Annotated in this window: 13 protein-coding genes; 6 read left to right on the forward strand and 7 right to left on the reverse strand. The window is 70.0% G+C overall.

The window, feature by feature from the left end; all coding sequences use genetic code 11:
• The 4 genes from LXT21_RS20255 to LXT21_RS20270 form a co-directional block, all read right to left on the reverse strand.
• Window positions 1-858 carry a hypothetical protein gene (locus LXT21_RS20255; protein WP_254039786.1) on the reverse strand — a complete coding sequence of 286 codons (858 nt, stop codon included), beginning with the start codon at window positions 856-858 and terminating at the stop codon, window positions 1-3.
• Window positions 859-975: 117 nt separating this feature from the next.
• A complete protein-coding gene (locus tag LXT21_RS20260; protein WP_254039787.1) occupies window positions 976-4353 on the reverse strand; it encodes an ATP-binding protein in 3378 nt (1125 codons plus the stop codon).
• A complete protein-coding gene (locus tag LXT21_RS20265) occupies window positions 4350-5918 on the reverse strand; it encodes a sensor histidine kinase (RefSeq protein WP_254039788.1) in 1569 nt (522 codons plus the stop codon). Before LXT21_RS20265 ends, LXT21_RS20260 begins: the two co-directional genes overlap by 4 nt.
• Window positions 5919-6230: 312 nt before the next feature.
• The gene (locus tag LXT21_RS20270) at window positions 6231-6503 is read right to left on the reverse strand and encodes a hypothetical protein (RefSeq protein WP_254039789.1); all 273 of its coding nucleotides are present in this window, start codon (window positions 6501-6503) and stop codon (window positions 6231-6233) included.
• Between the two features lie 157 nt (window positions 6504-6660).
• Between LXT21_RS20270 and LXT21_RS20275 the strand changes: the two genes are divergently transcribed.
• From LXT21_RS20275 to LXT21_RS20290, 4 genes are all read left to right on the forward strand, one after another.
• On the forward strand, window positions 6661-7986 hold the full coding sequence (locus LXT21_RS20275) for a hypothetical protein (RefSeq protein WP_254039790.1): 1326 nt from the start codon (window positions 6661-6663) through the stop codon (window positions 7984-7986).
• 54 nt (window positions 7987-8040) lie between these two features.
• Entirely contained in the window at window positions 8041-8670 is a 630-nt protein-coding gene (locus LXT21_RS20280) for a LemA family protein (protein WP_254039791.1), read from the forward strand.
• The gene (locus tag LXT21_RS20285) at window positions 8664-10058 is read left to right on the forward strand and encodes a TPM domain-containing protein (protein WP_254039792.1); all 1395 of its coding nucleotides are present in this window, start codon (window positions 8664-8666) and stop codon (window positions 10056-10058) included. Before LXT21_RS20280 ends, LXT21_RS20285 begins: the two co-directional genes overlap by 7 nt.
• 97 nt (window positions 10059-10155) lie before the next feature.
• On the forward strand, window positions 10156-10524 hold the full coding sequence (locus LXT21_RS20290; RefSeq protein WP_254039793.1) for a hypothetical protein: 369 nt from the start codon (window positions 10156-10158) through the stop codon (window positions 10522-10524).
• Between the two features lie 15 nt (window positions 10525-10539).
• Here LXT21_RS20290 and LXT21_RS20295 read toward each other — a convergent pair whose 3' ends face one another.
• Together LXT21_RS20295 and LXT21_RS20300 are read right to left on the reverse strand one after the other, a co-directional pair.
• A complete protein-coding gene (locus LXT21_RS20295) occupies window positions 10540-11628 on the reverse strand; it encodes a trigger factor (RefSeq protein WP_254039794.1) in 1089 nt (362 codons plus the stop codon).
• 121 nt (window positions 11629-11749) lie between these two features.
• Window positions 11750-12793, reverse strand: a complete 1044-nt coding sequence (locus tag LXT21_RS20300) for a hypothetical protein (protein WP_254039795.1) — start codon at window positions 12791-12793, stop codon at window positions 11750-11752.
• Window positions 12794-12997: 204 nt separating this feature from the next.
• Between LXT21_RS20300 and LXT21_RS20305 the strand changes: the two genes are divergently transcribed.
• On the forward strand, window positions 12998-14578 hold the full coding sequence (locus LXT21_RS20305) for a hypothetical protein (RefSeq protein WP_254039796.1): 1581 nt from the start codon (window positions 12998-13000) through the stop codon (window positions 14576-14578).
• A 78-nt stretch (window positions 14579-14656) separates the two neighbouring features.
• Here LXT21_RS20305 and LXT21_RS20310 read toward each other — a convergent pair whose 3' ends face one another.
• Complete coding sequence (locus tag LXT21_RS20310) at window positions 14657-16798, reverse strand: hypothetical protein (RefSeq protein ID WP_254039797.1); 2142 nt, start codon at window positions 16796-16798, stop codon at window positions 14657-14659.
• Between the two features lie 161 nt (window positions 16799-16959).
• On the opposite strand from LXT21_RS20310, the gene LXT21_RS20315 reads away from it, so the two are divergent.
• Window positions 16960-17535 (forward strand): TetR/AcrR family transcriptional regulator, encoded by a 576-nt coding sequence (locus tag LXT21_RS20315; RefSeq protein WP_254039798.1) that lies wholly within the window; start codon window positions 16960-16962, stop codon window positions 17533-17535.
• Window positions 17536-17537: the final 2 nt, after the last annotated feature.

A 17537-nucleotide genomic window follows, 5' to 3' on the forward strand; every position in this document is an offset into this window, starting at 1 on the left:
CTACTGGACGCGCCGCAGGTACGCGCCCGGCGCGCACGCGCGCAGTCGCTCCAGCACCGCCTCCGCGCCCTGACGGGACGGGTGGAAGCTGGCCACCGCCCACTTGTCCCGGGTGAGCCGCCGGAAGTCGTGGGTGTCCACGGTGAGCAGCGATGTGCCCTGGCAGGCCGCTTCCAACGGAGTCTCCGCCGCGCGAGCATCGGACACGGAGTCCGCCGTGCGGAGGATGACGGCCCACGCTTCCGCGGGCCTCTCCACCACCTTCTTGCGCTCCGCGTCCCACCGCAGCTCCGAGAGGGCCCAGCTGTCGGCCTGCGCTCCGCCGCCGAGGTCGAGCGTGCGCGAGAACAAGAGCCGGCCGTCCTGCGCCTCCACGCTCGAGGAGGACGGCCCCATCCCCTCGCTGCCTTCCCAGGCCCGCTTCACCCCCTGCTCGTCCGCGACGAACAGGGCGTGTTGACGGTGCACATGCTCGAAGCCGCCCTGGTGGGTGATGAGGAGCGCGGTCGGCCCGCCCGGGAGGTCCACTGCCCGGACCCGGAGATTCCACGAGGTCGACTCCTCGCCACCGCCCCAGTCCCAGCCTCCTTCCGTCGCCTTCGTCACGTCGCACGTCAGGGCGTCATAGGGCGCGGACAGCGTCGCCGTGCGCTTCGCCGCACCGCCGCGGACGCGCAGCGCGCGCTGTCCCTGCTTGCACGGCATGGCCACGGCCTCGAGGCCCGGGGTGCTCTCCGCCGAGCCCAACACCAGCTCCTTCGTCGGGGCGGGCGCGGCGCCGATGAGCAGCACGGCGGTGGCGAGGACTGCGCCCGGATGACGACGGCGCGGCGGCTTGGGAACAGCGGGAACGGACACCGGGGACTCCACGAGAGGCGCTTGCCGCGGAGTCTGCACGGACTTGCCGTCAGGTGCACCCCGTCCGGGGCCCGAGGACATCACGGCCCCTGATGGCGCCGGACACGGTGCCTCGGCTCAGCTCGTGCCCTGGCTGGAAGCCCGACGGGGCAGCAGGGCGAAGAACGTCGTGCCCTGACCCTCTCGGGACGTCACGTCGACGGTGCCCCCGTGGGACTCGACGATGTTCTTCACGATGAAGAGCCCCAGTCCGATGCTGCGCCCCGTGTTGGTGTCCCCCGAGCGGGCGCGCTGGAGCGGACGGAAGAGCCGCTCGCGGGCGTCGTCGGGAATGGGAGGCCCTTCGTTGTGGACGGACAGGACGACGCGATGTGCTTCGCCGTGGACGCGCACCGTCACGCGCGAGCTCGCGGCACTGTAGTGAAGCGCGTTGCTCACCAGGTTGCCCAGCATCTGGGCGATGCGGTCCGAATCCCACTCACCGAAGGCGTCCCCGTCCGACTCCACGCGCAGCTCCCGCTCCGGGTGGCTCATCTGCAGCTCCTCGATGACCTGCTGTGACACATCATGCAGGTCCACCGGTCGCCGGTGGATGGGGAGCCCCCCGCCCAGGCGCACCTGGGTGAAGTCCAGCAGGTCATGCGTCATCCGCACCGCGCGCTCCGCGGAGGTCTGGATGCGCAGCACCGAGCGCAGGTTGCGCTCGCTGAGCTCCTCGCGCCGGGCCAGCACGGACGCGCCCAGCTGAATCGCGCTGAGCGGGTTGCGCAGGTCGTGGCTGACGATGCCGATGAGCTGCTGCTCGAACTCCACGCGCCGACGCGTCTCGGCCTCCTGCCGCTTCTGCTCGGACAGCTCGTGCGCGATGACGGCCATTCCCACCGGCTGGCCCGTCCGGGCCTGGGTGAGGGTGGAGAGGGCGTAGCGCACGGGCAGCCGCGCTCCCGTCCGGAGGTTTCGCGCCTGCAGCTCGCCCTCCCAGCGTCCCTGGGCCGTCACGGCGGGCAGGAGCGTGTCCTGGACGAAGGCGTGGTCCTCCTCGGGGAAGTAGTCCAGCAGGGACGTGTGGCGCGCCGCCTCCAGCCCCGTCACGCCGAGCATCCGCTGACCGGCCTCGTTGAGATAGGTGATGCGGCCCTCGGTGTCGGCGATGCCAATCGCATCCGAGCTCTGCTCCACCACGACGGCCAGCGCCTGCCTCGCCTGCTCGACCTGGCGCTTCTCCTCGCGCGCCCTGGACACGGCGAGGTTCCCCTCCACGCGCGCGAGCAACTCCCGCGCGGAGAAGGGCTTCACCAGATAGTCATTGGCGCCCGCCTCCAGCCCTTCGACGGTGGCCTCCTCGCCCGCGCGGGCGGACAGCAGGATGACGGGGATGTCCGCCGTCATGGGCGAGGCTCGCAGCGCGCGCAGCAACCCGAAGCCATCCATCCCCGGCATCATCACGTCACTGAGCACCAGGTCCGGTCGTCGGGCCCGCACCTGCTCCAGCGCCTCGTGTCCGTTGGCGGCCGTCCGCACCGCGTAGCGTCCGCCCAGGAGGCGCTGGACGTAGTCGCGCATGTCCACGTTGTCGTCCACCAGGAGCACCGTCTCCCTGGCGTGGGACGTCGGGGCTTCACGGCGAGGCCGAGGGGATGCCTCGTCGTCGGTGACGTCGATGGAGGCCGGGGCCTCGAGCCACGTCTGCGCCTCGCTCACGAAGGCCTGGAGGTGCGTGGCGTGGCCCGGCTGCTGCGCCGCCAGGTGCTCGGCGGGCAGGTGCGCATGGCCCAAGGGCAACCACACGGTGAAGGTGCTGCCATGTCCCTCCACGCTGCGCACGGTGAGCCTCCCGCCGTGCAGCTTCACCAGCTCCTGCACCAGCGCGAGCCCGATGCCGCTGCCCTCGTAGCTGCGGCCGCGCGCGCCCTGCACGCGGTGGAAGCGCTCGAAGATGCGCGGCAGCTCCGCCTCGGGGATGCCGGTGCCCGTGTCCGTCACCGACACCTCCACTCCGTCGTCCTTCGCCGCGCACGCGACGCGAATCTCTCCGGCGAGGGTGAACTTGAAGGCATTGGAGAGCAGGTTGAGGACGACCTTCTCCCACAGCTCGCGGTCCACCCAGACGGGCTGGGGGAGGGGCTGACACGACACGACGAGCTTCAGGCCGGAGCGCTCCACGGTGGAGCGGAAGGCGCTGGCCAGGTCCGCGGTGAGCGCGCCCAGGTTCGTGGGCGCGAAGGCGGCCCGCGTCCGGCCCGCTTCGATGCGTGAGAAGTCGAGCAGCGTGTTGACCAGCTTCAAGAGCCGCAGCCCGTTGCGGTGCACCGTCTCCTGGCGATGACGCTGGTGGGGGCCCAGCGGCTCCTCGGCGTCGCGCAGGCCGTCCTCCACCGGGCCCAGCATCAACGTGAGCGGCGTGCGGAACTCGTGCGACACATTGCTGAAGAAGGTCGTCTTGGCGCGGTCCAACTCGGCCAGGGCCTCCGTGCGGCGGCGCTCCTCGTCGCGGGCCCGCGCGGTGGCCACCGCCGTCGTCACGCCAATGGCCACCAGCTCCAGGAAGCGGCGATAGGCCTCGTCCAGCGCCCGACGGGGGCTGATGCCCAACACCAGGAAGCCCAGGGGCAGGGCATGTCCGGGCCGGGGCATGGGCAGCACCATCACGGACGTGGTGGCCTCGGGCCAGGGGCCTCCGGGCAGCGCGTCCAGGGCCTCGGGGAGCTGCTCGAGGCGCAGCGCCTCCGCGGTGCGCGCCACGCTTGCCAGGGGCCAGGTGTCGGGGCGGGGCGCTTCATCCAGGGGGATTCTGGCGGGGGCAGCGCGGCTGTCCGAGGGCAGGCCGCTGAGCGCCACGAGGCTCGCCATGCGCTCCGTGTCGTCGGTGAGGTAGAGCAGCGCCAGCGGCACGTCGTTCGGGTTGCTCGCGAGCACGCGCGCCATCTCGCGGCACGTGAGCTCCGGCGTCGCCTGTCCCAGGGCCGCGGCGCTCAGCTCGGAGAGCGTGCGCAGCCTGCGCTCGTTGAGCACGCGCTCGGTGGTCTCGGTGAGGGCGGCGAAGATGCCGCCCACGCCGCCGGACTCGTCGCGGATGGGGCTGTGGCTGTAGGAGAAGTAGCACTCCTCCAGGTATCCGTTGCGGTCCAGCGGCATCATCAGGTCTTCCACGCGGATGGGCTCTCCGGTGGCCTGGATGCGCTCCCAGCCGGGGGCGAGCATGGTGTCCCATACCTCCGGCCAGGTGATGGCGGCCTCCTGTCCCAGCGCGGCGGGGTGCTTCGTCGCGCCGCAGATGGGGCGGTACGCGTCGTTGTACATCTGCACGTACCGCGGGCCCCACGCCAGATAGAGCGGGTAGTTGGACGCCAGGACGATGCCCACCGTGGTGCGCAGGGATTGCGGCCAGCGCTCCACGGGGCCCAGGGGCGTCTTCTCCCAGTCGATGCGTCGGAGCAACGCGCCGCACTCGCCGCCGCCGCGCAGCACCTCCTCCACCGCTCGGGGCCCCCTCATGTCGCCAGTCTCCCCGCCGCGCTCGCCATCGACACCTGGCAGGGCAGGTGCACCGTGAAGGTGGCGCCCTGGCCTGGCGTGCTGCGCACGTCGATGGTGCCCCCCATGGCCTGGACGTTCTGCCGGGTGACGTACAGGCCCAGTCCCAGGCCGCCGTAGTGCCGCTCGGAGACGGCGCGCTCGAACTTCTCGAAGATGCGGTCCATGGCCTCGGGGGGGATGCCGATGCCCTCGTCGCGGATGCTGAACCAGGCGTGCTCCGCGGTGCGTCCGGTCCGCAGGTGGATGGGGTGGCCCTCGCCGTACTTGAGGGCATTGGAGAGCAGGTTCGCCACGGCCTGCTCCAGCCTCGCCCGGTCCCATTGGCCCACGACTTCGTCCAGCTGCGTGTGGATGGGCGTGCGGGTGCGCTGGGATTCGGCGCTGAAGCGCAGGGACACCTCTTGGAGCAGCGCGCCCAGGTCCACCGGCTCCGGCGTCAGGCGCAGCTGGCCTCCGCTGATGAGCGTGACGTCGAGCAGCTCGCCCACCAGGGTGGACAGGCGCTTCACCTGGCGCTGCATGACCTCCAGGTCCGCGGGCAGCCGCTCCAGCAGCTCCGGGCCGCGACCTTCCCGGGACACCCGGGCCAGCGTCTGGAGCTTGAGGTGCAGCGGAGTCAGTGGCGTCTTGAGCTCGTGGCTTGCCACGGCGAGGAACTCGTCGCGAATCCGGATGGCCTCGTCCATGGCTGTCAGCAGTCGCTCTCTTTCCTGTTCGACGTGTTTGCGGTCGGTGATGTCGATGACCGAGCCGATGTAGCCCAGGAACTCTCCCGCGGGTCCGAAGCGGGGGCTGGCCGAGTCGATGGCCCAGCGGTACTGGCCGTCCTTGCGTCGCAGCCGGTAGTCGAGTCGGAAGGGGAGGTGCTCGGTGTTGGCGGCGAGGAAGACGGCGCCCGCGTGCTCGGCGTCGTCCGGGTGCACGGCGCCGAGCCAGCCGAAGCCCAGGCTCTCGGCTTCGGTCTGTCCGGTGAACTCGTACCAGCTCCGGCTGAGGTAGAGACCGCGGCCGGTGACGTCCGTCACCCACAGCATGACGGGGGCGTGGTCGGCCATGTTCCGGAAGCGGGCCTCGCTCTCCTCGAGGGCGCGTTGGGACGCCTTCTGGGTGGTGACGTCCCGCATGGTGACGAAGACGCGGTCGCTGTGCTCCGCGGAGGGCCGGGTCAGGGTGAGCATGACCTCGACGTGGCGGCCTTGGAGGGTCCTGAGCACGGTCTCCAGCTCCAGGCGCGTGCCGCCTTCCCAGAACATGACGAGCTCGTCGGTGAAGGACGCCGTCGTCTCCGGGACGAAGATGCGGGAGAGGGAGAGGGTGCCCATCACCTCCTCGCGGCTGCGGGCCTCGAGCAGGCGAGCGGTGGCCGTGTTCACGTCCAGGACCTCCACCCAGCCCGCGGCCTCCATCACGAAGCCGGGGTGCTCCGCGAGCCAGGCGCGCAGGTCGGTGACTCCCGACGCGCGCAGGGCGTCGAGCGCGTTCGTCACCGCGGTGAAGTCCTCCACCCACAAGGAGACATCCACTGCGTCGAAGAGCTCCGCGTCCCGTGTGCCTCTGGCTGTTCCAGCCCCACCCACCAAATGTGCCTCCTCCGTGCCCCGCTCGGGTGGACCTGGGTTATCAGCCCGGCCGAGTCGGCCGTGTCACAAAGATTCTGGAGTCGCCAGGAGTCAACGAACAGGCATCTTCCGGGCGTCCACCGCTCGGACGCCCCCTCGCTGGGCCGGCCCCGGACGCCCGCCCGGACGCCTGTCTTCCTGCTTCTCCTCGGTTCGGTGGGAGTGCGGTCCCGGGGCGCACGCGCGAGGCGATGCGCGTGCGCCCCAGCGCGCGGGCTACCGGCAGGTGATGCTGCTGAACAGCGGATAGCATCCGTTCATGCTGCCACTCGAGCGAAGGACCCAGGTGTTCGTGGCGAAGACATGGTCGAGATAGGAGGACTCGTCCTCGCCACATGTCCCCGTGAAGTCCACCATCGTGTTGAATCCCCGCTGCCGACAGAAGCTGAAGCCATTCCCGGCGGTGAGCCAGATCTGCCAGGGATTGCCTTGATAGGCCTCGGTCACGTCGTGGAAGGTGGTGTCGGCGCGCGCCGTCCCAGCCGTCATCAGCAGCGCGCCCTTGAGGGTGACAAGGCCGTCACGGTGTCGTGGAGTTGTTTGTCATTGGTAGGGATTGGAGGGTCCTGCCGGAAAGGGTAAGCGCACACCCACCCTCCGCTGGTTTCGGATGACCCCCGTGGCGCGAGGCACTAAGAGGGCCTCCATGTCCGGTCCCTGGGCGACACGCGCGCTGATGTTCGTGGGCTTCTTCGCGGTGCTCGCGGCGTTCCCCGTCTACACCCCCTTCGATTCCAAGCTGACGCTCCCCACCACGCTGTCGCTCCTGCGCGAGGGGAACATCGAGCTGGACGAATACGCGCCCACCTTCCAGGTGCACCAGAACGGCCTCTTCGAGCGCGACGGCCACTATTACAACTACTTTCCCCTGGGCCCCTCGCTCGTCGCCGTGCCCATGGTGGCGCTGGTGGATGGGTTCGTGCGGCTCGTCACCCCCGTGGGCAGCCTCCACCCGGCACTGGGCAAGCCCCTGGCCCACTGGCGCCGCATCTACGAGTCCACCGGCCAGGTGGACCTCGACACGTGGAACGAGCCCCAGCGCTTCTTCGCCTCCGCGGTGACGGCCCTGGCCGGTGTCGCCATGTTCGTGCTCGGCACGTCACTGAACCTGTCCCGCCGGCGCGCGCTCCTGCTCGCCGCCGTCTTCGTGCTCTGCACGCCGCTGCTCTCCACCGCCAGCCGCGCCCTGTGGCAGCACGGCCCCTCGCTCCTGTTCCTCACCCTGACGCTCGTCTGCCTCGTCCGCGCGCGAGACACTCCCGCCACCGTCGGCTGGGCGGGCCTCCCGCTGGCGCTCGCCTACGTCATGCGGCCGACCAACGGGTTGTCCGTGCTGCTGCTGTCGCTCTACGTCGTGTGGACCCACCCGCGTCAGGCGTGGAGGTTCTTCGCGAGCGCGCTCCTGGTGGCCGTCCCCTGGGTGGCGGTGAACCTCAGTCACTACGGCTCCGTGCTCGCGCCCTATTACGAGCCGCAGCGCCTGGAGTGGTCCACCTCCCGCGTGGTCGAGGCCCTGGCCGGCAATCTCGTGTCCCCGGGCCGTGGGCTGCTCGTCTTCACCCCCGTGCTGCTCCTGAGCGCCTGGGGCCTGTGGCTGGACGTGCGCGCCCGGACCTTCACGCGCTTGCACGCCGTCCTGCTCGCGGTGGTGGCCCTGCACTGGTTCTCCATCTCCACCTTCCCGCACTGGTGGGGAGGGCACTCGTATGGCCCGCGCTTCTTCACGGACATGGTGCCCTACCTCGTCTTCTTCCTCGTCCCCGTGGTGCGCTCGCTCCAGTGGAAGGGCCCCGAGGCCCGGCGCGGACTGACGGCCACCTTCGCGGTGCTGGCCACGCTGAGCCTGCTCATCCACATCCATGGCGCCAGCTCGCGCGCCGTGTATCGCTGGAACAGCCTGCCGCTCGACGTGGATGAACACCCGGAGCGACTCTGGGACTGGAGCGACCCACAGTTCCTCGGCCGCCGCTGAGACACCGGGCCCCGTGCCCTGGTTGCTGGGGAGTCGCTGTCCTATCCTCGCGCCATGAGCATGTCCGAGCGCGGCCGCGAGCCAGCACAGACTCACGTCGCCTACGACGACGTCAACGAGCTCATCGCCACCGCCACCCGGCTGATGCAGAAGGACACCGCGCCGGAGACGCTCACGGCAGAGGACCTGCGGCGCATCGGCGCGGAGCTGGACATCCCCGCGCGCTACGTGGACCAGGCCCTGGAGGCGCTGGCTCGCCGACGCGAGGCCCAAGCCCTGGAGGCGCGCGCCCGTGAGGAGCACGCCCGCCAGCGCGCCCTGCGGCTGCGTCGGGGCGCCTGGGTCGGCGCCGCGCTCCTGGGGCTTCTGGCCGTGTCGGGGCTGGTGGTGCGCAATGGCCTGACGTCCTCGCTGGCGGAGGTGGCGCGGCAGCGGGCCCAGGTGCGCAACGTGCTGGAGCGCCGCGAGTCGCTGCGCGCGCGACAGGCCTCGCTCACGCCGGGGCCGGAGCGCGACGCGGAGCTGTCCGGCGCGGACAACCGCGTGTCCGTGGAGATTCGCCGCTATGACGAACGCGCCGCGAATTTCAACGCGGCCGCCACGTCATTCCCCGCCGGCTGGATAGGTCGCCTGAGCGGCCTGCCCGCCACACTCCCGCTGTCGTCGGAGGTCTCCACATGGTGAAGGCCGTCCTGTTGACCCTGCTCCTGCCCGCGGTGCTGCTGGGCGCTGTCCCCTCCATCGAGCGCCCGGTGACGGACGCGCAGGGGATGTTGGGGGCCGAGCCGCGGGAGGCTGTCGCCCGGGCCCTGGTGGACCTTCGCGCCCAGCGTCAGGTGCAGATGGCCGTGCTGCTCGTGCGCTCGACGGAAGGGCAGCCCATCGACGACTACGCCGACCAGGTCTTCCAGGCGTGGAAGGGCGGCGAGGCGGGCAAGGACAACGGCGTCCTGCTCGTCGTGGCGCGCGATGACCGGCGCATGCGCCTGGAGGTGGGCTACGGCCTGGAGGCCCTGCTGACCGACGGCGAGGCGCGGACCCTGTTGGATGCGCAGGGGCCGAAGATGCGCGAGGGCCGGCTCGAGGACGCGCTGCTGGCCATCATCGCGGGCGTGGGTGAGCAGGTCTCACAGGGCGCTCCCCTGGACCCGACGAGCGAGGCGACGGCCTCCACCGCGCCTGTCTTCGATGGGCCCCGGTACGAGGACACCCCGGCCCATGACGCGCGCCCGTTCGTCTACGGCATGCTCATGGCGAGCTGCGTGCTGGGAATTGCCCTGGCGTGGTGGAGGTTCCCCGCCGCCGTGGCCAGGTGGAAGCGGGGAGGGCTGTCGGCCGGCTGGAAGACGTTGAGCCCCGATGAGCAAAGCCACTTCTTCGTGGGCGCGACGGTGGCGGGCGCCGCGGTGGCCCTCAGCGGAATGTTCGGGAGGGCCGCCGGGCACTCCGCGCTGGCCATCATGTTCGCGGGCGCGGTGATGCTGGCGCTGATGTCGACCGCCTGGCACCTGGTTCGCGAGGGCCTCTGGCCCGTGGGCGGCGCGATGCTGCTGACCCCGGCCATGCTCGTCTATTCCAATCAGACGCAGTTCCGGCCCGCGACGGAGCTGGTGGAGCTGCTGGGCGGAGGCTTCATCGGCATCTTCGCCGGGGGCATCCCCACGGTGATCTGCCTGTTCTTCCTCTACGGCATCATCGACGCGCTGGCGCCCCGCATCCTCTGGGCGAGCGAGGTCTCCTCGGGGAAGCGCTCCGCGAGCCGTCGCGCCTCCAGGAACAAGCAGCGGTCCTCGACGAAGGGCCAGCGACGCTCCAAGGCCCGCGCGAAGCAGAGGGCCTCGGCGGGACAGCAGGCCCTCGAGACCGCCAAGGCCCAGGCCCCTCGTCCCTCCTTCCTCAAGGCCTTCTTCGCCTATGAGTCGCCGTCGTCGGGCTCCTCGTCCAGCCGGAGCTCCTCGTCGTCCTCGTCCAGCCGGAGCTCCTCGTCGTCCTCCTCGTCCTCCTCTTCTTCCAGCTCGTGGAAGGGGGGCGGGGGCTCGTCGGGCGGTGGCGGAGCCAGCAGCTCCTGGTAGTAGGACATCCGGGCCGGCGCACCCGCTTCAAACAGGCGCCGGCCCGCATTAGAAGTCTTCCCCGGTCCACCGTATCCCTGTCCCCGGAGCCTCCCCCGTGCCGACGTCCGCCCCGCCTCGTCGTCGACAGCCACCGCAAGGCCCGTGGGCGCGCTTCCTGGACTTCATGGAGCTGACCTCGCCCGAGGGGAAGTGGGGGTGGGGGCTGGTGCTCGGCCTGCTCGTCATCGGCTTCTGGCCGCTGGCGCTGCTGGGCGTCCTGGACGTGAGCGGGACTCCGCGCAAGGTGCTCGTCGCGCTGGGGCCCGCGTCCATCTGTCTGGGATTGGCCCTGCTCGTCCTGGTGTGTGGCCACCGGTATGGCGAGTCGCTGCGCATGTCGCGCGGCAAGACCTGGGGCCTGGCCGCGCTGTTCGTGGGCCTGGGCCTCGCGGGAGCCGCGGGCCTGTGGTTCAGCGAGAGCTGAGCCCCCTGGGGCGGCTCAGTTCGCCTGCTCCGCGCCTTCGAAGGTGACCTTCGCGCGGTTCATCACGTACTCCACGGCGAGCAGATACCAGCCCATCTCCGCCAGTCGCTTCGTCGTCTCCGGGGACTCGCGCAGGGCGGCGTGGGCATCCGCGGCGGTGAGCCCGAAGGGCTCCATCTGGATGGCCACCAATTGCTCGAGCTTCTCCGGCGTGAGCTGGAGCTTGTGCTCCTCGGTGACGGCCTTCAGCACGATGCCGATGCTCAGCCGCCGCTCGACGTCCGCGCGGGTGGTGTCGTCCGTGAGCCAGCCGTCGAGCGCCTCACGCTGCTCGTCCACGTCGAACTGGTGGTCGACCAGGCTCTGGCCCTCGGCCTGGACCCAGCGGCGGCGCAGCTCCTCGTCCACCAGCGCGCGCGGCAGCTCCACCGGGGCGCGCTGGATGAGCTCGTCCAGCACCATGTCCCGCGCCTGCACCCAGAGCTCGGCCGCCCCGGCGTCCTCCAGCTCCTCGCGCAGGTGGTTCATCGCCTCGTTCAGTGTGGCGCCCATCCCGAGCTTCGTCAGGAACTCCGGGTCGCTGTCCGGCAGCGGCGTCACCTCGTGCGCGCCGACGACGTCCACCAGGAAGCGCGCGGGCTTTCCACGCAGCGACTCCACCGGGTAGGTGTCCGGCAGCTCCAGGGCAATCTGCAGGGACTCGCCCACCTTGCCGCCCTCCGCCAGCGACTCGCTGAGCCCGGGCAACATCTCGATGGGCGCCAGCTCCGTCGTCAGACCGAAGCGCGAGGAGAAGGGGATGAGCCGGCCATCGCAGTAGCCCACGATGTTGAGCTTCACCTCGTCGCCCAGCGCCAGCGACTCACCCGCCAGCCGCTCGCGCGAGGGGGAGATGGCGCGGTGCTTCTCGTGGAAGGCGCGCAGCAAGTCCTCTTCCGTCAGGTCCGGCGGCGTGGGGACCACCACGGAGATTCCCTCCAGGGAGGGCGCGCTCACGGTGGGCAGCTCCAGCGTCTTCGCCGACGCGAGGCTCACCACCGGGCTCATCTTGAGGAGCCGCTCGACGCCTTGACCTGCTCCTTGAGACCCTTGCTTGCTGCTCACGAATGCTCCCGGGAGATAGGCCTGCCAGCGTCCGCGCCAATGGGGGGAAAAGCGACGGCTCGGCATGGACCAGGGCATAGTCCAGCCGAGCCGCTCTGACAAACCCCGAAGGGCCGCTTTTCTAGAAGAAGGCGCCCACGATGCTGGACACCGTGGAGACCGCGGCGCCCACCTGGCTGACGATGGGGATGTTGGTGGCCGCGGCGATGGAGCCCACCGCGGTGATGACCGACGTCACCTTCTTGCCGGTGCTCGCGTTCCTGTCCATCAGCGTCGCGCCCGCGTTGGCCACGTCGACCGCGGCGATGGCCACGTTGACGCCCGGGGCGAAGCGGCCCAGCGTCTTGGCGGCGGTGCCGGCGGCGGCCTTCGCGCCCTGCTTCAGCGCGGCCTCACCGGCCTCGGAGCCCGCCGTCTTCAAGAGCGCCTTGGCGGCCGTGCGCGGCCCGGTGCCCAGGCCCTGGGCCAGGGTGCTGGTCGCCTTCGCCGTCTCGGAGGCGGCGGCCTTGACGGCCCGGCTCACGCCCTTGGTCGTGCCACCCTCGAAGAGGCTGGTGGTGGCCGCGTTCTTGACGGCCTTGAGCACGTCGTCGCTGGCGTTGGGGAGCGTCTTCTTGAACGCGTCGACGGCCTTCTTCCCCGCGTCCAGCTTCTCCTTGAAGACGGTGCCGCCGAGCAGGCCGCCCGTCACCTTGCCGCCGACGATGCCGCCCGTCGCGGCCGTCAGGCCCGCCTTGGTGGCGTCCAGCGAGGAGCGCGTGGCGGCGAGGATGTCGTCCTTGCTGCCCGTGCGGATGGCCTGGCGGATGTCCTTGATGGCCGTGCCACCCGCCGCCAGCGCCCCGGGGATGCCCATGTGGCGCGCGAAGGCCTTCATGTTGGCGCCCAGCTTCGTCAGGCCCTTGAACTCGCCCGGCTTGAAGGTGGGGTTGCTGACGAAGTCGAGGTTCTTGCCCGTCAGCAGGCCCTCGGCGCCGTTCTTGACGTTCTTGATCTGCTGGAAGGCGTCCTTGCCGAACCCGAACGCCCGGATGCTCTGGGTGGCGGCCGTCGTGGTGCCCTTGACGAGCTCCTTGTTGTCCTCAACGGTCTTCTTGACGTCCTGCACCGTCTTCTGGACGTTCGTACGGACGGTGTTGAAGGTCTTGCGGATGTCGAAACCCATGGCGGGGCCTCACGAATTCAAAAAAAGAGGAACTTGCGGGGATTATCGCGATCACCGCGCCGGAGTTGCGTGGACTTCGCCCCAGAAACCATATTGAACGGATGGTTTTTTGTTCCAACTCCGTGTAAGAGCTGGAACTCCACAATCACCCCGACTGAACACGTGTCCTGGCGCCCCCCGGCCCGGGCCGCGAAAGGGAGCGGTATGCGCAAGCTGTCCATGACGGGCGTCCTGCTGTGCGGAGCATGGGTCGCGGGTTGCAGCGGTGCGGAGCAGGAGCCCTCGGAGCTCCCGGGCGAAGAGCTGTCCCGCCAGGCGGCCTCTCTTTCGCTCCCGGCGGCGCTCACCTGTATCGAGACGTACGTCAACGCGGGGACGTGCGACTGGGACCACTGGAGCGACCTGTACGACGCGTGCGACGTGTCCTCGCACCCGGAGCTCGACGACGGCCACTTCCTGGAGGAGGTGCAGTCGGACAACTGCACCGTGGCCAACTGGCCCGCGCTGAGGGCGCAGCTGCTCTCCACCACGCCCCTGGTCCGCGTGTTCGACAGCTGCCAGGGCGGGCCTCCGCTGATCCACGAGGCGTCGGCCAACGGCTGCCATGCGCTCGGGCCGAACGCGGGGGCCTCGTTCTTCGAGGTGTCCATCGGCAAGTCGGTGACGCTCTACGCGGGGGCGAACTGCGCCGGGGACTCGGTGACCGTCGAAACGGACGCGAACCTGTGTGAGACGACGTTCGCCAGTGGCGCGAGCGCGGACGGCGCGGTGCTCTCGTACCGCATCCAGGATGTCACGGCGCCCGCCTCGCCCTACCGCTACACCTGCTCCGCCTCGGAGCCCCAGTGCGTGGAGAACGACAACGCCCGGCTGGCCAGCATCAACAAGAAGCACACCGTCAAGGTGGTCCGCGTCACCTACCCGGGGCGGACCACTCCCTCGTTGACCACCATCCGCAACAGCGTCCGCGGCCTGTACGACTTCTTCGACGTGGCGTCGCGGGGCCAGGTGAGCCTGGAGGTTGTCGCGTCGCAGACCGTGGAGGTGACGAGCGCGGTCTGCAAGACGGCGAAGAGCCAGGCGGTCCAGAAGGCCCGGTCGAACGCGTTCCTCACCGTGTACTCGATGCCCAGCGGGATGTGCTCCACCTCCAACGCGGGCTCGCGCTCCGTCTACCTCAAGGGCGGCCTGTTCCGTGACTACGCCCACGAGGTCGGCCACGTCCTGGGGCTCGCGCACGGCAACACGCGCAACCCGGCGACGGGAGAGGTCAAACACTACGGCGACGCGAGCACCTTCATGGGCAGCTTCCCCTCGGACAACTACAACCTCCCGCAGCTGCACTGGCTGGGCTGGACGAAGAAGGAGGAGCTGCAGAAGGTGAACTCGGTCGTCGACAACGGCGGCACCGTCCTGGTCAAGCTCCGTCCGGTGGGCGGCAACACCGAGCTCACCAGCGCGCAGGGCGACCATCGGCTGGGCGCGGTCTGGGACATCCCCGGGACGGACCAGCGGCTGTTCATCGCCGTGCCGAAGCCGCGGTTCAACGACGTGAACCAGATCGAGGGCGGCACGGTGATGGTGTACCGCGCGCCCCGATGCGTGGGCTGCATGGGCATGTCCATGGGCACCACGGTGATTTCGCGCTTCATCGCCACGAACCAGAACGAGCACGAAGCGCAGGGGCTCTTCATCAAGCCGGTGGCCTACGAGCGCACCGCCATCCAGTCCGGGGGGAACACCGTCCATGTGTACTCGTCCGTGACGGTGAGCATCCGGCGGTAGTCCTCAGGAGTCCTGACCGGGACGGGTGGACATGGGCGGGGGGCCCCGTCCCGGTCGGGCGTGCGGTCCACGCGGGCACTACCGGTCCGTCACGGAGATCCGGTCGACCTTCACGTACGAGATGTCATGCCAGTACACGCGGGTCTCGATGGCGTGACCCAGCCGGCCGTCCAACGAGAAGCCCAGGCTGAAGTCGTGGAACATGAAGGGCTGGGTGAAGGCGGCCCGGGACAGGACTCGCTTCGCGATGACCTGGCCCGCCGTCGCATCGTAGACATCGAGACTCACCACGTTGCCCCCCGTCACGACGGAGTCGACCATCAGCCGGAAGACCGCCGTCTTGGGGCCGTCCCCCCAATGGCTGGCATAGGGCCCGTGGATGAGCCAGCCCGGCGGGTCCTCCGCGGTGTTGGCGGACCAGCCATCCGCCTCGCCTCGACCCACGAGCTTGAAGAGTGATTCACCCTCCGCCTCGTGGACGAAGGGGAGGGCGTGCTCGGAGGGGAACGAGATGCGCCGCGTGGTCTCGAGGGTCCGGGTGCCGCCCTCGATGGGCAGCGAGACACCTCGGTGCAGCACCCCTCCGCCAATCTCCATCCCTCCGTGGGTGTTGCAAAGGCAGAAGCCGGTGTCGTCATTGTCGGCGGGGCCCAGCAGCTCCAGCTTCAACGAGTCCCCGTACGAGGCCCGCCCGCGCGCGCTCCAGGAGATGGGGGTGGCGAGCCATCCCCAGGCCTCGTCCGCCGTGGCCTTGGCGGGACGCGCGGTCCATTGCCCCGCTGGGAACGTGTAGGGCGGCACGGGCCCGGAGACGTCGCGCAGCTCCGGGCGCACGGTGTGGAACAGGGCCGCCTTGGCCGGCTGCGAGGCGGGCAGCTTCGAGAGGACGAGTCCTCCAATCACGGACCACACCTCCTGGCCGAAGGCCGGGTTCCCGGCCGGATTGTCGAGCTGGTAGGTCCGGTCGAAGAACGGCCGGTCCGCATGCAGGACGTAGCCGAGCCGGAGGAACACGGGGCGCCGGATGCCGTCGGCGAAGAGGTAGTCCTGGTGGCAGAGGTCTCCGTCCGTCGCGCCATCCCTGCCCCCATCCGACTCCTTGGTGATGGGCGCCTCGTAGACCAGCCGGAGCGAGGTCTCGCCTTCTTCCTGGAGCGTGGGGCGGACGCGCCGGGCCCAGGCCATGCGGTTGCGCGCGCACGCCGTCCAGTGGGGCACGTTGGGGTCGGTGACGGCCGCCGCCTCGTTGAGGCTGTACCAGTTGCAGATGGTGCGGACACAGGCGCTGCCCGTGCAGGCCTCGTTGGTGTCGCACTGGCCGTTCCCGTTGCGGTCCTCGCCGGGCTCGGGAAACTCATGGGGCAGCTCGTAGTGCTCCGCGCCGCTGTAGCCCGGAAGCCAGGCGCCGTTGCCGTCCTCGGCCACGCCCAGGAAGCTCACCGGGCGGCGCGTGGTGGGCTCTTCATGGACGAACCCCAGCGCGTCTGCCTCCGCGCCGTTGAGCAGCCAGAGGGCGTTCATCTTCCCGTAGAAGCCGGTCTGGTCGATCCAGGCCAGGTAGTGTCTGCCGACGAAGACCAGGTCCCCGGCGTTCGGTCCATCCCGCCGGGGCGTCGCGGGGGGCGGCTCGTAGGTGCCGAACCCCAGCCCCTGGAGGGCGCGCCGGACCAGCGTCTTCACGTGCGCGGGCGAGCTCCTGGTGAAGTTCAACACCTGGGGCTCGCCCGGGGTGAAGTCATCGAGCCGCACCGTGACCTTGTCGATGTTCAGGTAGGCCCGCGCGAGCCAGTGCAGCCGGACCTCCATGCGCTGGTCGGCGCAGGGCTGCAGGTCGAACCAGAGGGTGAAGTCCTGGTAGGTGAGGGGCTGGTTGAAATCACGCCGCAGCACCTCCTTGCTCACGAGGACGCGGTTGCTGTCGTGACAGAAGACATCCAGGACCGCGACGGGCACATTGTCCGCCGTGTTGTCGTCAATCATGACGCGGAAGACCGCCTGGCCCGCACCCGCGCCCCAATTCGTTGCATAGGGGCCGTGGACGAGCGTCCCTCGCGTGGGGGACGCCGTGTTCGCGGACCAGCCGTCGCCGTCTGCCTGGCCCACGGCGTGGTGGAGTTCGGTCTCGGCCTCGTAGGTGAAGACCCGGTCGAACGACTCCGCCAAGACCCGGGAGGGCAGGGTCAGGATGGCGAGAAGACACACATACAGCCTGGAAGTCATGGGATGGCCCTGGCACGACGAGGGGCGAATCCTGGTGTTGGCTTGGAGCTCCGGCAATCCATGGAGCGCTCGAGCCTCGGGTCGGTGTTGCTCACCGGACCGGGTGCGCTTTGCCGGGAAGAAAGACGTACCGCTCGGTGTCGATATGTACGAACGTACACATGCCGGATTTCCTGGCGCCCCGTTCCTGGAAGCCGATGCCCCGCCGCCACGACCCCGACCGCCGCGACCGCATCATCAACGCCGCGCTCGCCGTCATCGCGGAGGGCGGCGTGGCGGGGACGTCACATCGACGCGTCGCCGAGCGGGCGGGCGTGCCCCTGGGGTCGATGACCTACCACTTCACCAGCATGGATGAGCTCCTGCGCGAGGCCTTCACCCGCTTCGCCGAGCGGGTCAGCGAGCGCTTCACGGCGCGCCTCTCCGCGGTGGTCCGCCGCGAGCAGTTGGCCTCGGCCATCGTCGCGCTGGTGCACGAGGACCTGGTGGCCGGGCCGGATGACCTGGTGCTCACGCTGGAGCTCTACACCCTCGCGGCCCGGAAGCCCGCCTTCCGGCAGATCACCCACGAATGGATGCGCCGCAGCCGCGCGGTGCTCGAACGACACGTCGATGCGCGCACGGCCCACAAGCTCGATGCGCTGATTGAAGGGTTGTTCATCCACGTCAGCCTGGATGCCACACCGCACGGCCGCGACGTCACGCGCGACGCCGTGCTTCGATTCCTCTCCCCCTAGAG

Origin of the sequence: Myxococcus guangdongensis, assembly GCF_024198255.1 — a bacterium.
Classification (GTDB): Bacteria; Myxococcota; Myxococcia; order Myxococcales; family Myxococcaceae; genus Myxococcus; species Myxococcus guangdongensis.